Consider the following 14,018-nt stretch of genomic DNA (forward strand, 5'->3'; position numbering starts at 1 on the left):
AAGCTATCTGGTGGTGCATGGATGATATCAGCACCGCCCAGATTTTCTTTGAAAGCAATCCGGACATCGAGGTCCTCGAAGCATTCGTCATCGACGTGAATGGCGTGCCGCGCGGCAAATGGATTCCGCGCGAACGCGCCCTCGACATCCTCTCGAAAGGCATGGCCATGCCGCGCTCGGTCTATGCACTCGATGTCTGGGGCCGTGATGTCAATGCCGCCGGCCTCGCGGAAGGCACCGGCGATCCGGACGGCATCTGTTTTGCGGTCCCGGGAACCCTGTCGCGCGTCACCTGGCTCAACCGTCCGACGGCGCAGGTCCTGCTCGGCATGCGCGACCCCGATGGAACGGGCTTTTACGGCGATCCGCGGCAGATCCTCGCCAGGGTGCTCGAAGGTTTCACGAAGATCGGGCTGACGCCGGTCGTGGCGACGGAACTGGAATTCTACCTGATCGACCCGGTGCGCTCGGCCCTCGATCCCGTCCGGCCGCCGAATTCCCGCGAAGGTCGCTGGCACACCGGCCAGACCCAGGTGCTTTCCATTTCCGAACTGCAGGATTTCGAGGACGTGTTCCACGGTATCGCGAGCGCCGCCCGGGCGCAGGGCATACCTGCCGATACGACGCTGCGGGAGAACGGTCCCGGCCAGTACGAGATCAACCTCAACCATGTGCCCGACGCCCTCAAGGCCGCCGACCATGCGGTGCTTCTGAAGCGGATCGTCAAGGGCGTGGCGCGCGCCAACGATCTCGACGCCACCTTCATGGCCAAACCCTACGGCACCCAGGCCGGCAGCGGCATGCATGTGCATTTTTCGCTTCTCGACGAGGCGGGCCGCAACGTCTATGTCGGCGAGGACGGACCGTCTGAGGCCCTCTTCCATTCGGTCGGCGGGTTGTTGGAAAACCTGGGCGAGAGCATGGCGGTGTTCGCGCCGCATGCCAATTCCTACCGCCGGCTGCGCCCGAGCGAGCACGCGCCGACCTATGCCTCCTGGGGTTTCGACAACCGTTCGGCCGCCGTGCGGGTCATTACCGCGTCGAAGCCGGCGACCCGTATCGAGCATCGTGTCGCAGGCTCGGACACCAATCCCTATCTGGTGTTGGCGATGATCCTCAACGCAGCCCTTTCCGGCATCAAGGAGAAGCGCAATCCGGGCGGTGCGATCACCGGCGACGAGCATGCCATCAGCCATGAGCCGCTGCCGACCAACTGGGACTATGCGCTTTCGCAGTTCGCTCGCTCGACCTTCGCCTATGCGACGCTCGGACCAAAATACCGGGCGCTCTACACGGCCTGCAAACAACAGGAACTGTCGGAATTTTCGCTGCGGGTGACCGACGTGGAATACGACGCCTATATCCGGACGGTCTGACCATGGCATTCAAACCCGGTGACAACCCGCGCCATACGAATTCCTGGTACGCCGCTTCGGCCAGGGACAAACGCGTCCGCCCTACGTTGGAGGGCGAGACGGATGCGGATATCTGCGTTATCGGTGCCGGCTTCACCGGCATTTCGGCGGCGCTGGAACTTGCCGAACACGGTTATTCCGTCGTGGTGCTGGAGGCGGAGCGGATCGGCTTCGGCGCCTCCGGCCGCAATGGCGGGCAGATCGTCAACGGCTACAGCCGCGATCTCGAAACGATCGCCGGCCGCTATGGCCGCGACAAGGCGGTGAAGCTCGGGGAAATGTCGCTGGAGGGCGGCGAGATCATCCGCGGGCGCATCGCGAAATACGGCATCGACTGCGATCTGGTGCATGGCGGCTTCTTCGCGGCCTTCACCGACAAGCAGATCCGCGAGATGGAGCATCACAAGACGGACTGGGAACGCCACGGCCATGCCGGCCTCGAAATGGTCTCCAAGGCAGATGTCGGCAAATACGTGAAGACGGAACGTTATGCCGGCGGAATGATCGACCGGCTCGGCGGCCATGTCCATCCGCTCGATCTGGTGCTCGGCGAAGCAGCCGCCGTTGAAAGCCTCGGCGGCCGCATTTTCGAAGGATCGCGGGTCATCGGTCTCGACATGGGTGAGAAGCCCAGGGTGCGAACCGAAAGAGGATCGGTGAAGGCTTCCTATGTGCTCGTCTGCGGCAATGCCTATCTGGCGCCGTTTCTGCCGGAGGTGCATGGCCGGATGATGCCGGTTTCCAGTCAGGTCATGACGACAGAACCCCTCGATAAGGAATTGATCGAAAGCCTGTTGCCGGCCAACTATTGCGTCGAGGATGCCAATTACATCCTCGACTACTACCGCCGCACCGCCGACAACCGGCTGCTCTATGGCGGCGGCATCGGCTATGGCGGAAACGGCCCCAGCGACCTGACGGGCGTCATTCGCCCCAATATGCTGAAGACCTTTCCGCAGTTGAGGGACGTGAGAATCGATTATGCCTGGAGCGGCAATTTCGCGCTGACGCTGACCCGCATTCCGCATATGGGCCGGCTCTCTGACAAGGTCTATTTCTCGCATGGCGACAGCGGCCACGGGGTTACGACGACGCATCTGCTTGGCAAGATCCTCGGCGAGGCCGTCGCGGGCCATGCCGAACGTTTCGATGTCTGGGCATCGCTGCCCAACCTGCCATTCCCCGGCGGCAGGACGTTCCGCGTGCCGCTGACTGTGCTCGGAGCCTGGTGGTACGGCCTGCGCGACCGGCTGGGGCTCTGAACCGCTCGTTCAGAGAGAGACGGGGAAACTGCCGGTAAAATAATAGGTCGCCTGGGCGCGGACGATCGATTTGAACTGCGACACCAGCGCAGTAGCCTCCTCGCGCGACACCATGAGAGCAAGACGCAACGTGGCACCGGCCATATGGAACATCACGAAAAGCGTCCGGGCATAGGCTTCACGCACCGGCTCACTTACGAACCGCTCGGTCGCCTGGTAAAACATTTCTGCCTGGAAGCGCGTCTCGGCGATATCGAGATCTGCGAGCGCCTTGTCCGCCTGGATGGCGTTGAGGAGATCCTGCGTCGACGGTCGCTCACGCATGTTGTTGTAGTAGAGATCAATCAACGCGTCGGTCGCATCCAAAGCATCATCCGCCGTCGCGATTCCTTCGATATGTCCGGTGATCATGGACCGGACCTCCTCGACATAACGCTCGTAGAGCATCGCGATGATTGCGGACTTGTTGGGGAAATACTGATAGACCGAGGCGATCGGCCCGCCGGAGAGTGCGGCGATTTCCTTCATGGTTACCGCATCGATGCCTTTGCGGCCGATCAGTTCCATGGATACTTTGAGGATCTCGTCGATACGCTCGCGGCTTCTTTCCTGTTTCGGCACCCGGCGAAGGGAACCCCGCCCCGGACCTTGCGTCGAATCTGGCATCCGCAAACCGTCTCCTCAAACACCTGCCAATCGATGCGTTTCGCCGACTCGGCGGAGTTTTCCGAGGTTCCGGCGAAACTGCATAAACACAAATCGCGTCTGTTTATACGGTGGTTGAAGAGTCTCGGATCACAAGTCCCAATAATTTTTTGAAATTACTTCCGTTGGCGCCGCACAACACATGCCAACGGCTAAAATAGGAGCATGAATCAGATTATCAGCTCTCGTACAACTTGACGAGCTTATCGAAAGCCTTGCCAACGATGGCGTCCAAGCTTGCGTCTATGTCCACCATCACCACACCCGCTTCCGATTGCGGATTTTCCAGCGTGGCGAGCTGGCTTTGCAACAGGGACGCGGGCATGAAATGACCGGTGCGGGCGCCCATCCGCGCCTCGAGCACCTTGGGGTCGCCGGTCAGGAAAACGAAATACAGCAAGCCGCCGCTCGCCTGGCGCAGCCGGTCCCGATAGACTTTCTTGAGTGCGGAACAGGTCACCACGACACTCTCGTCACGTTCCCGAGCCGCGGCGAGTTCTCCACCGACGAGATCGAGCCAGGGCCACCTGTCCTCGTCGGTCAACGGAATACCCTGCGCCATCTTGGCAACGTTGGCAGCCGGGTGCAGCCGGTCCCCCTCGACAAACGCACAATTCAGCCGCTCGGCCAGACGTTGACCGACCGAGGTCTTGCCCGACCCGCTGACGCCCATGACAACGACCGCAAGAGAAACTTTTCCGTTCATGATGGCGATACCCTTTTCTTATCCGTGGCTCACCGAGCGATAACCGGACCGGAGCTCCTTCCACAAGCCCCGGAGGACGATATCCGCCGCCCGTTCAGCGCCGACGCGCCTCCCTGCCGAGCACGAACGGCATCAGCACCGAAAGGAACAGCAGACGCAGGACATGATGGGCCCCGACGTAGGTCGGGTTCGCATTCAGCATAACCGCCATGGCCGACATGGTTTCGAGCCCGCCCGGAGCAAAGGCGATCAGCGCCGCATCGAGCGGCACCCCGAGGAAGTAGGACACGCCGCCGGCGATGCCGACCGCCATGATGGTCACGACGATCGTGACGACCACACCGGCGATGAAGGCTTTCCTCACCTCGCGGATCGAGACCCCGCTGAACCGCGTTCCGATCAGCGCCCCAAGCAGGACATAGGTCGGCACCAGCAGCCAGTTGGGCACCGCGCCGCTGGCAAAGCCGGTTACATGCGTGCCGATCGACGCGAAGACGCCGCCGAGCAGAAGCGCGGCGGGAAAGTTCAGACGCAGGAAAAACAGCCCAGCGAGCACTGCCGCAATGAGCGTGGCCGCAAGCACGAAGGGACTCATCGACTGCACCACGAACACGGCATCCGCATCGACCAGATCCAGGACGCTGACGATGATCGGCGTGACGATCGTCAATGCCAGGACGCGCACGCTCTGGGCGATGCTGACGGTGCGCAGGTCGCAGCGCGTTTCCGCGGCAAGGCTCAGGACATAACTCAGATGGCCCGGCGACGAAGCCAGGAGCGATGTAATGCGGTCATAATGGAAGAACCGGCGCAGCACCCAGCAACTTGCATAGAGCAGCAGGACCACGGCCACTAATACGGTCACGAAGCTCAGCGGCCAGGTGCGGGCCGCCACGATGACGTCCGGCGTCACCGTCGTGCCCATCGAGACGCCGACGATGACGAAACAGACGCTGCGTATCTCGTTCGGCACCGAAAGCTTCAGCCCCGCAAGACCGGCAAGCGTCACGGCGACTGCAGGGCCGATGAGATAAGGGGCGGGGAAGGCAATGGCGAGCGCCACGAGCGCGCCGGTGGTACCGATCAGCGCAGTCAGCGCAAAGGCCCGCAATTGCGGAAAAGACATGGGCTCAGGTCCTGAAGGCGCCACAGGAAAGGATGGGCGAGAGAGTCCGAAACGCCTGGGTTCCTTCTATTGCATGTGCAATGAAGGTCAACCTGGGACCTGATAAAAATCAAAAAGGCGCCACCCCGGAGACGGCGCCCTTGCATATTTGTATGCCCCGCGAACCCGAACCGGCGGGGACCGGCGCCAAGGCCCGGATCAGGCGGCCGGCGCCGTGATCTTCGGTGCGATCTTCGGCAGATGCACATTATCAAGGCCGAGCAGGAAGTTGATCTGCGGGCGGGCCTTGACGAGGTCGTCGATCGTATATTCCGCAAGCACGTCGAAGAAGGCATTGAGCGCTTTGCGAAGCGCGGCATTGAGGCCGCAACTGTCGACCAGCGGGCATTCCACCGCGCCATCCTCGAAACATTCGGCCATTGCGAAACTGTCTTCGGTGACCTTCACGACGTCGAACAGCGTGATGCGATCGGCGCTGCGGCCGAGCTTGACGCCGCCGTTGCGGCCGCGCACCGTTTCGACCAAGCCCGCCTTGTTCAGCGGCTGGAGGATCTTGAAGAGGAAGAGTTCGGAAACGCCATAGGCCCTGGCGATTTCGGGAATGCGGCTCAGATGGCCTTCATTGGCCGCGCAATACATCAACATCCGTACTGCGTAATTCGTCTGTTTGGTCAAGCGCATGCTGGTCTCCCGAGACTCGTACCATCCCTATATAGAGGCTCGGCTAGTTTTGAACAATTCCAAAATAAGAAAATTCTCATCAGGTTTTCGCCTCTCCACCGGCCACTCGCGGCGAGGAATCCACATCGCCAATCTAAAGACGTCTTCGCCGACGGGATTTTTCATCCGGGCATCATACCGGGCATGGCGGAGGCCATTGCGGTGTGCAAAGATCAAGGATGTTGTCCCGCGATCTGCACGAGGTTCTGACCATCCTCTACGAAGCCGGCGCCTCGCGCGTTCCGGCTGACGAGATCGGCTGGACCAGCGACATGGCTGCTGCCATCAACTACGCCCTCACCATGCAATATGTCATCCATCGCGAAGGAAAAGCGGGTCGGGTGTTTTCTCTCACGGAAGCGGGCTTTAGGGCGATCGGACAGGAACCGCCGGCCTATATGTCGATTTCCCGCACCATCAGGTCGCTGTTCCGCTTCGGGGCCTGATTGCGGCAATTGTCGGAAACCCTCGGGTCAGCCGGTCATCGAGACCGCGACCCATGTCGGAACGGCAACAACGACCAGCACCACGAACAGGCTGAAGGCCACCTTCGTCAAATGCGCCCGGCGGGCGCGCCTGGCATCCCACTCATAAACCATGGACTGAACTCCCCACTCCTACTCCGCAAGCTAAATTAGATCAGTCTGCAGATACGTCAATGCATGCGTAAGAACATGCCTACCTTGCTCCAGGCCGACCTTGAAGTTCGGCAGCGTAATTGCGGATATCCTGTTGGCGCTGTGGCGTGCCCGGATGGCTCGAAAAGATATCGGCGTCGCGGTGGTCCCCAAGCTTATCCTCCAGCACGGCGAAAAAGCGGGCGAGCGCTGCGGGATCGTAACCGGCGGCCTGCATCAGTTCGACGGAACGACGGTCGGCTTCCGCTTCCGCGGCGCGGGAATGGGAAAGGGCGAGCAAAGCGCCGCCCTGGGTCAGGATATCCTCGACGCCGGAGCCCACGTCACCCGCGATCAGCATGACCAGCGCTGCAACGCCGGCAACCCGATAGATCTGGCGGAGACTGTGCTCTCCCTCCACATGGGCAATCTCGTGGCCGAGCACGCCGAGGATCATTTCCCGATCACCGCCGGCGAGTTTCACCAGGTCGTCGGTCAGGACCAGGCTGCCGTCCGGCAATGCGAAGGCATTGGGGCCGATCGCCCCGCCCTCGCGGAAATTCAGCTTGTAGCCCGCTTCCCCGCCCTCCGAATTGGCGGCAAGCTTGGCAAACCCTTCCAGGATCGCCTTTCTTTCGGCCTCCGGCAGTTCCGAAGGCGAGAATACCGTGCGATCCAGCGAGGCGAGCGTACCCGAACCGATCATTTCAGGGACGAAAGGCGGTGTCGCCCAGATTGCCACTTCGATCAGCACCGGCAGCGCGAAACGATAGATGGATGCCGCCAGCAACACGACGGCAAACGCAAACACGATGAGCCGGGGATGGAACCGTTCCAGCCCATGGATGAAGCCATGACGGGCACCGTACCGGCCACGCAGATAACGATCCACGCTGTCGTTGTCGCGTGTTTCGAAGACCGATCCATCCGGAAAGGTCATGCGCCGCGGGATCGAGCCAACACGCTGGCTGAACTCGATCCGCTCGGGCACTGCGGAGACAAGCACGAAGGCCTCTTCCGCAGCGACAATCCTTTCGCCGTCCTGCTTCAGCGCAGCGGGAACCGAGCGGCTGGAATTGGCCGGATGCCATTCGCCCCGCGCGATCACCACCTCATCAGAAGCCAAAGTCGAACCCTTCCATATCCATGTATTCGGCACTGATCGCAGCACCGGTCGCCTCGATCGACGACAGGATTTCGCCGAGATCGCCGACGACGGCAATGCCGGTATGTTCGGTCGTGAACCGGGCCATGCGCACCGCCGCCCAGGGTCGCATCAGGCCAAGCGTGATGATGGTCACGATGACATTGGTGACCGCGACCCAGACATAGGTCCAGCGCGGCACATCGCTGAAGAGCTGATGACGGCCGTCGAGACTCGCGGCAGACCAGACGACGTTGCGTACACCGATGCGGTAGATCAGCGCCGCAGCGCCATAAACCACGAAAACAAGAATGAAGACGAAGTGGACCGGGCTGAAGGCAAGGGCGGCAGCCGCTTCATCCTCACTCATCGCGCTCATCGCGGCGATCGTTCCCGCGGCAAGAATGCCCAGCAAGGCCGCACCGATCACGACCATGAGTGCCGGAAGCCACCAGACGCCGTAGAGCGACTTCAGCCTGGGCTCGGTCACGAAAGGCCGATCGCCATAGCGCATGTTGTTGAAGATGTAGCGCCACAGCCAGCGGCTGGCGAGCGGCGCCAGAATGCCGAAGGTGATGAAAGCGACGAAGCTGCCGAGCAGGATCGAGACGAACGCGCCCCATGCCGAGCCTACGAAATCGAACCGCACGTTGCGGTAGCTGGTCACGCGGGCGCTGAAACGCAGGCCGCGCTTCAAAAGCCAAGGCAAGGCGACGAGGATCAAAACGGTGGTCACCACCGAAAACAGCGGATGAATGATCGACAGAATGTTGACCAGGATGAAGAAGCCGATGACGATCAACCGGCCCAGGAAAATCTGCAGGCCCTTGGCATGATATTCGAACGAACGTCCAAGGATGACGGTATTGCCGTAGAAGTAGCGGTTGCGCCGGACCTTTGCCCAGGCGGAATAAATGCCGAGCGTGATGATCGTAAGCAGAACGTTGACGATCCAGATGCCGAAATATTCCGACGCGGTGCCGGTGAATGAGGCGCGCTCAAGATTTCCCGCCGCCGGTGCCGGAGGCGTCGTATTCAACATTGCCATGAATGAACTTCCCCTATCCGAATGCCTAGGACCGGCACGATTCGAAACCCGGGATGGATTCTAGAGCGGCTTTTTCCGGTTTCAATTGCGGCAACGCACAAAAAGTCAACAATCTGCAAACAGAAAGGGCCTGCGAGGAGGCCCTTGTCATGCTCTTGTTGGTTTGCTGCCAGTTACCTCATGACGGGCATGACGAACTCGGCGCCGTCCTTGATTCCCGACGGCCAGCGGGCGGTGATCGTCTTGGTCTTCGTCCAAAACTTGATCGAATCCGTGCCGTGCTGGTTGAGGTCGCCGAAGGAGGATGCTTTCCAGCCGCCGAAGGAATGATAGGCAAGCGGCACCGGGATCGGCACGTTGATGCCGATCATGCCGATGTTGACGCGGCTCGCGAAGTCGCGGGCCGCATCGCCGTCGCGGGTGAAGATCGCGACGCCGTTGCCGTATTCATGCTTCATCGGCAGCGACAGGGCTTCTTCATAGTTATGAGCGCGGACTACTGAGAGGACCGGGCCGAAGATTTCCGTCTTGTAGATGTCCATCTCCGGCGTGACGTGGTCGAACAGGGTGCCGCCAACGAAATAGCCGTTCTCGTAACCCTGCAGCTTAAAGCCGCGGCCGTCGACCACAAGCCTGGCGCCTTCCTCGACGCCGCGGTCGATCAGGCCGTTGATGCGCGCATGCGCTTCCTTGGTGACGACAGGACCCATGTCGGCCTTCTCGTCCGTATAAGGGCCGATGCGCAGGCTCTCGATCTTCGGCGTCAGCTTCTCGACGAGCCGGTTGGCGGTGTCTTCGCCGACGGGGACGGCGACGGAAACGGCCATGCAGCGCTCGCCGGCCGAACCGTAACCGGCGCCCATGAGAGCGTTGACGGCCTGATCCATGTCGGCGTCCGGCATGATGATCATGTGGTTCTTGGCGCCGCCGAAACACTGGGCGCGCTTGCCGTTCATCGCGGCCGTGCCATAGACGTAACGGGCGATCGGGGTGGAGCCGACAAAGGAAATGGCGCCGATATCCGGATCCGTCAGGATCGCGTCGACGGCAGCCTTGTCGCCGTTGACGACGTTGAGGATGCCTGCGGGCAGGCCTGCCTCGATCATCAGCTCGGCAAGCCGGATCGGCACGGACGGATCACGCTCGGAGGGCTTCAGGATGAAGGCGTTGCCGCAGGCGATCGCGGGGGCGAACATCCACATCGGGATCATGGCCGGGAAGTTGAACGGCGTAATGCCCGCGCCGATGCCGACCGGCTGGCGCATGGAATACATGTCGATCGCCGGACCCGCGCCCTCCGTGAACTCGCCCTTGGAGAGGTGCGGAATGCCGATGACGAATTCACAGACTTCCAGGCCGCGAACGAGATCGCCCTTAGAATCTTCCACCGTCTTGCCATGCTCGCTGGAGAGCAGCGTCGCCAGTTCGTCCATGTTCTGGTTCAGGAGATCGACGAATTTCATGAAAACGCGGGCGCGGCGCTGCGGGTTGGTCGCCGCCCATTTCGGCTGGGCTTCCTTGGCATTTTCGACGGCCGCCCGGATTTCCGAAACGTTTGCCAACGAAAGTTTGGCCTGAACCTCACCGGTCGCGGGATTGAAGACGTCCGACGTGCGGCCGCTTGTGCCGGCGACACGCTTGCCGCCGATGAAATGCCCGATCTCACGCATGGGTATGCTCCTCCTGCCTTGTGGCGATCTTTTTGGTATGGCCGAAGATACTCCAGCATTTGCACAAGGCAACGCCGTAGTTTACGCATCCATTGTGCAAATTTCGACATTGGAGCTTCACATGAACTGGGATGATGTGCGCATGTTCCTGGCTGTGGCCCGCTCCGGGCAAATCCTGGCCGCCTCCCGGCGGCTCGGCATCAACCATGCCACGCTCGGCCGTCGCGTGACGGCACTGGAGGAAGACCTTCGCACGCGCCTTCTCATCCGCCGCACGAACGGCTGCGAGCTGACCGCCGAGGGCGAAGTCTTCTTCCGCGCCGCCGAGCGCATGGAAACGGAGATGCTGGCGGCTCAGGCAAGCACGGGCCGGATCGACGCGGCGATCGCCGGCACGGTCCGGATCGGCGCGCCGGACGGTTTCGGCGTGTCCTTCCTCGCCTCCCGGCTCGGCCGGCTGACGCGCCGGCATCCGGAACTGAAACTGCAGCTCGTGCCGGTGCCGCGTTCGTTTTCGCTATCACAACGCGAGGCCGATATCGCCATCACCATCGAACGGCCGGTCGAAGGACGGCTGGTTTCCTCCAAACTTACGGACTATACGCTCGGCCTCTATGCGTCGAAGACCTATCTGGAGGAAGCGGGCACGCCGAAATCCGTCGAAGCGCTGAAGGGCCATCCGCGCATCGGTTACGTGGACGACCTGATCTTCTCGCCCTCCCTCAACTTTACCGGCGAGGTGATGCGCGATTGGGACGCGAGTTTCGAGATTTCGAGCGCGATCGGCCAGACGGAGGCGGTGCGTTCGGGCGCCGGCATCGGCATTCTGCACGACTATGTGGCGCGAGGGTATCCGGAACTCGTGCGGGTGCTGCCTCAGATCGTCATCCGGCGTTCCTACTGGACCACCTATCACGAAACCACGCGCGACCTCGTGCGACTGAGAACCGTCGTGGAATTCCTCAACGAACTGGTGGCGGAGGAAGGCGATATCTTCCTGAGCCCGGTCAGTGCTTCCTGAATGCGCGCAAGACGATCCATTTGAGCGGGCGGACCCTCTGCCAGATGTTGGTGGCCCGCAGGCGGGCCATCACTTTCAGCCGCGACCGATGAAAGCGGCCGAGCGGTGTGCGGACCACGGTCCGGCGCAAAAGCGGCACCGTCGTCTCGCAAGCTTCGAGCTTCCAGGGTTCGTTGCCGATGCCGTGGTCGAGATAGGTGTAACCGTTATCCTGCAGCCACTTCAACAGCATCAGATTGAGCGCCCGGCCCGGCGAGAATTTACTCCACTCCCCGGCCTCGAAGCCGATCAGCAGATCGTAGAGATGTCTGCCGCGGGTCAGGCTCCACGCGGTCGCGACGATCTCTTCGCCGACCTTCAAGGCGCAGAGATGCAACACGCCCTCGGAAGCGAAAACCCGGTTGGCGCGGCGGAAGAACTCCAGCTTATGGGGCTCGGCATCGAATCCCGGCACCCGCGTCTCCTCGAAACGGCGCTGCTTCTGCCGCGCCATCGTCTCGAAGAAGAGTTCTCGGTCGGCGTCGTTTTCGGCGACGGCGAATTCCACCTTGCCGATGCGCTCCATACCGCGAATGCTCTTCTTCAGCGTCCTCAGGAAAGGCTGGGTCGCCTCGACGTCCTTCCAGGGGCGCGTCAGCACATTACCATGACAGGATTCGTCGTTCGGCTCCTCGGCAAGAAGCGCCAAAGGATTCTGGAGATCGGCGACATAGGCCGGCATTTTGTCGAGGAAAGCGATATCATAAGCCGGCAGCGCCTTTTCGATGGCCGACCACAGTTCCCGGGCCGCGTCCGTCGTCCAGATCCGGGTGGTCGGAAAAAGAATCGGAGCATTATAGTCGGCGACGCCTTCATCCATGAAGGTCAGGACGCGGGCTCCACGGTTGCGCTCGATCGTCAGGGGCACGAACAGCAATGGGCTGCCATCTCCGGTGCGGACCGCGACCAAAAGCGGTCTTGCCCTCTTTGCGGGCGCGAAGGTGGTGCACCAGGTCTCGATGAACTCGCGCGTCTGGAAGACATGGCAACGCGCATCGGCGATCAAACCGGCCCGCGGCCACTCCTCCGGCAGGTCCGCGGGATTTTCGACAACAGAAACGGAAAAAGCCGTATCCAGATCGTGCGTCGGACGGTGGAGCATCGCGGTTTCCCGGCGGCTGGCTGAAGCGGTCTAGACCCAGATCAAAGTTTAAAAGGTAACATCCGCACGGGAAAAATGCCTTCCCGCCCGAACCGATCGGGAAATCGCCAAAGCTGTTGCAGACAAAATCGTGAGACCGGCCGAGAAATTGGCCCTGCGCCTCGGGAATCCTCTATCAAGCCGGCGGACAGAAGTTAACCTGAAAGGATTGTTAACCTTAACCGGAGCGATGCGAAGGTCCAGCCGCCAAAGCGGCTGGATGCCTCTATTTTAGGCCAGGAATTGCGATACCGGAACCTTGAGTGCGGCGGCGATGCGTTTCAGCTTCGCAGGATCGGCGTCCGTACCGTTTTCGATCCGGAGAATCTCGTCGCCGACGAGCCCCGTCGTGATGGCCAGTTCATCGATGCTGTAGCCCATGGCGCGGCGCGCTTCGGCAACAGCGGAAGCAATATGTTGCGGAGAAAACTTGGCTCCGTTGGCGGAGGCGAAGTTGTTGATCGAAATTGTCATGATCCTAGTCCTTCCAAAAGAGCCTGCCGGTCAACCCGGGCAGGTGAAGGTGGGCAATAGCCCGAGACACGAGAGTCAAAAAATTTAGGCACTCGCAGCCTGAAAGATAGGCATGCTAATGATCCAGACAAGAGGAAATGGTGCGTCGCACAAAATTGTGTTCGTTTCCGGGCCAGCGGAACCGACGGGCAGACCATGCCCTACGAAGCCATCTCATCGTTTCTCTGATCTGGAGAATGGTACGGTTGAGTGGGGTCGAACCACTGACCTCAGGTGCCACAAACCTGCGCTCTAACCAACTGAGCTACAACCGCACGAAGCGCTGTTTTGCGCCGTTCGGGGGTCACATACGGCGATCGGGCTCGTTTTGCAAGCCCCTTCCCGGCAAATTGAAGAAGCCGGAGCTTGGCTCCGGCCTTTTCCCTTGAGCCACGTGCCGATCAGGCGGCCTTGAAGGTCGCCATGGCCTTATCGGCGGCTTCCTTGCCGGGCTTGGCGATGTCTTCGGCAAGCTTGCGGGCAGCTTCCTGCATGCCCTTGGCCTGCTCGACGGTGACTTCGGCCTGCTTGCGGATGAATGCGGTCTGCAGCTCTAGGAGTTCGGAGATCGACTTTACGCCGAGCAGCGCTTCCATGTGATTGAGCGATACGTCGGCGTTGGTGCGAAGCGCATCAATTGCCTTCAGGCCGAGTTCGACGGAACCAGCCTGCGCCGACTGCATTGTAGATTCTACGGTCTTGGTAGCTTCCTCAGCAGCGGTTTTCATCTTAGCATAGGCCTCGCGGGACTGGGCGGCGCCCTTTTCGGCCAATTCGCGGAAGCTTTCGGTGAACTTCGACGGATCGAAAGCGGAGAAGGAAAAGATATCGTCGGTCTTGTATGCCATCGTTTCAGGTCCTCGTTGGCGTTTTCTTCGGCAGCACCGAAGA

The 14,018-nt window shown here is 61.1% G+C and carries 15 protein-coding genes and 1 tRNA gene; 4 read left to right on the forward strand and 12 right to left on the reverse strand.

The features are described from left to right. Positions 1-17: 17 nt before the first annotated feature. A complete protein-coding gene (locus DMO26_RS04900) occupies positions 18-1,376 on the forward strand; it encodes a glutamine synthetase family protein (RefSeq protein WP_117190883.1) in 1,359 nt (452 codons plus the stop codon). 2 nt (positions 1,377-1,378) lie between these two features. Continuing rightward, positions 1,379-2,677: an NAD(P)/FAD-dependent oxidoreductase gene (locus DMO26_RS04905; RefSeq protein ID WP_117190884.1), complete on the forward strand. Its 1,299-nt coding sequence runs from the start codon at positions 1,379-1,381 to the stop codon at positions 2,675-2,677. A 9-nt stretch (positions 2,678-2,686) separates the two neighbouring features. On the opposite strand, the gene DMO26_RS04910 is transcribed toward DMO26_RS04905, so the two are convergent. The 4 genes from DMO26_RS04910 to rirA form a co-directional block, all read right to left on the reverse strand. Next, positions 2,687-3,343, reverse strand: a complete 657-nt coding sequence (locus DMO26_RS04910; protein ID WP_117190885.1) for a TetR/AcrR family transcriptional regulator — start codon at positions 3,341-3,343, stop codon at positions 2,687-2,689. A 217-nt stretch (positions 3,344-3,560) separates the two neighbouring features. Beyond that, positions 3,561-4,088 carry a gluconokinase gene (locus DMO26_RS04915; RefSeq protein ID WP_117190886.1) on the reverse strand — a complete coding sequence of 176 codons (528 nt, stop codon included), beginning with the start codon at positions 4,086-4,088 and terminating at the stop codon, positions 3,561-3,563. 94 nt (positions 4,089-4,182) lie between these two features. Next, the gene (locus DMO26_RS04920) at positions 4,183-5,214 is read right to left on the reverse strand and encodes an AbrB family transcriptional regulator (RefSeq protein ID WP_117190887.1); all 1,032 of its coding nucleotides are present in this window, start codon (positions 5,212-5,214) and stop codon (positions 4,183-4,185) included. 198 nt (positions 5,215-5,412) lie between these two features. Beyond that, positions 5,413-5,895 carry an iron-responsive transcriptional regulator RirA gene (gene rirA / locus DMO26_RS04925; RefSeq protein ID WP_117190888.1) on the reverse strand — a complete coding sequence of 161 codons (483 nt, stop codon included), beginning with the start codon at positions 5,893-5,895 and terminating at the stop codon, positions 5,413-5,415. A 218-nt stretch (positions 5,896-6,113) separates the two neighbouring features. On the opposite strand from rirA, the gene DMO26_RS04930 reads away from it, so the two are divergent. Further along, entirely contained in the window at positions 6,114-6,380 is a 267-nt protein-coding gene (locus tag DMO26_RS04930) for a hypothetical protein (protein ID WP_117190889.1), read from the forward strand. A gap of 27 nt (positions 6,381-6,407) precedes the next feature. Here DMO26_RS04930 and DMO26_RS34765 read toward each other — a convergent pair whose 3' ends face one another. From DMO26_RS34765 to DMO26_RS04945, 4 genes are all read right to left on the reverse strand, one after another. Continuing rightward, the gene (locus DMO26_RS34765; protein WP_264319344.1) at positions 6,408-6,533 is read right to left on the reverse strand and encodes a hypothetical protein; all 126 of its coding nucleotides are present in this window, start codon (positions 6,531-6,533) and stop codon (positions 6,408-6,410) included. 79 nt (positions 6,534-6,612) lie between these two features. After that, entirely contained in the window at positions 6,613-7,677 is a 1,065-nt protein-coding gene (locus tag DMO26_RS04935) for a M48 family metallopeptidase (RefSeq protein WP_117190890.1), read from the reverse strand. Continuing rightward, positions 7,667-8,737, reverse strand: a complete 1,071-nt coding sequence (locus DMO26_RS04940; protein ID WP_117191050.1) for a YjgN family protein — start codon at positions 8,735-8,737, stop codon at positions 7,667-7,669. Before DMO26_RS04940 ends, DMO26_RS04935 begins: the two co-directional genes overlap by 11 nt. 179 nt (positions 8,738-8,916) lie before the next feature. After that, entirely contained in the window at positions 8,917-10,413 is a 1,497-nt protein-coding gene (locus DMO26_RS04945) for a CoA-acylating methylmalonate-semialdehyde dehydrogenase (RefSeq protein ID WP_117190891.1), read from the reverse strand. Positions 10,414-10,534: 121 nt separating this feature from the next. Between DMO26_RS04945 and DMO26_RS04950 the strand changes: the two genes are divergently transcribed. Beyond that, positions 10,535-11,434 (forward strand): LysR family transcriptional regulator, encoded by a 900-nt coding sequence (locus DMO26_RS04950; protein WP_117190892.1) that lies wholly within the window; start codon positions 10,535-10,537, stop codon positions 11,432-11,434. Here the strand turns inward: DMO26_RS04950 and DMO26_RS04955 are convergent. From DMO26_RS04955 to DMO26_RS04970, 4 genes are all read right to left on the reverse strand, one after another. After that, a complete protein-coding gene (locus DMO26_RS04955) occupies positions 11,421-12,575 on the reverse strand; it encodes a GNAT family N-acetyltransferase (protein ID WP_117190893.1) in 1,155 nt (384 codons plus the stop codon). The genes DMO26_RS04950 and DMO26_RS04955 overlap by 14 nt on opposite strands. 270 nt (positions 12,576-12,845) lie before the next feature. Further along, entirely contained in the window at positions 12,846-13,088 is a 243-nt protein-coding gene (locus tag DMO26_RS04960; protein ID WP_117190894.1) for a helix-turn-helix domain-containing protein, read from the reverse strand. 237 nt (positions 13,089-13,325) lie between these two features. Further along, positions 13,326-13,402 (reverse strand) — tRNA-His (locus DMO26_RS04965). A 126-nt stretch (positions 13,403-13,528) separates the two neighbouring features. Next, positions 13,529-13,975 (reverse strand): phasin, encoded by a 447-nt coding sequence (locus tag DMO26_RS04970; protein WP_117190895.1) that lies wholly within the window; start codon positions 13,973-13,975, stop codon positions 13,529-13,531. Between the last annotated feature and the right edge of the window lie 43 nt (positions 13,976-14,018).

This window comes from Rhizobium terrae (genome assembly GCF_003425685.1).
Taxonomy (GTDB): domain Bacteria; phylum Pseudomonadota; class Alphaproteobacteria; order Rhizobiales; family Rhizobiaceae; genus Neorhizobium; species Neorhizobium terrae.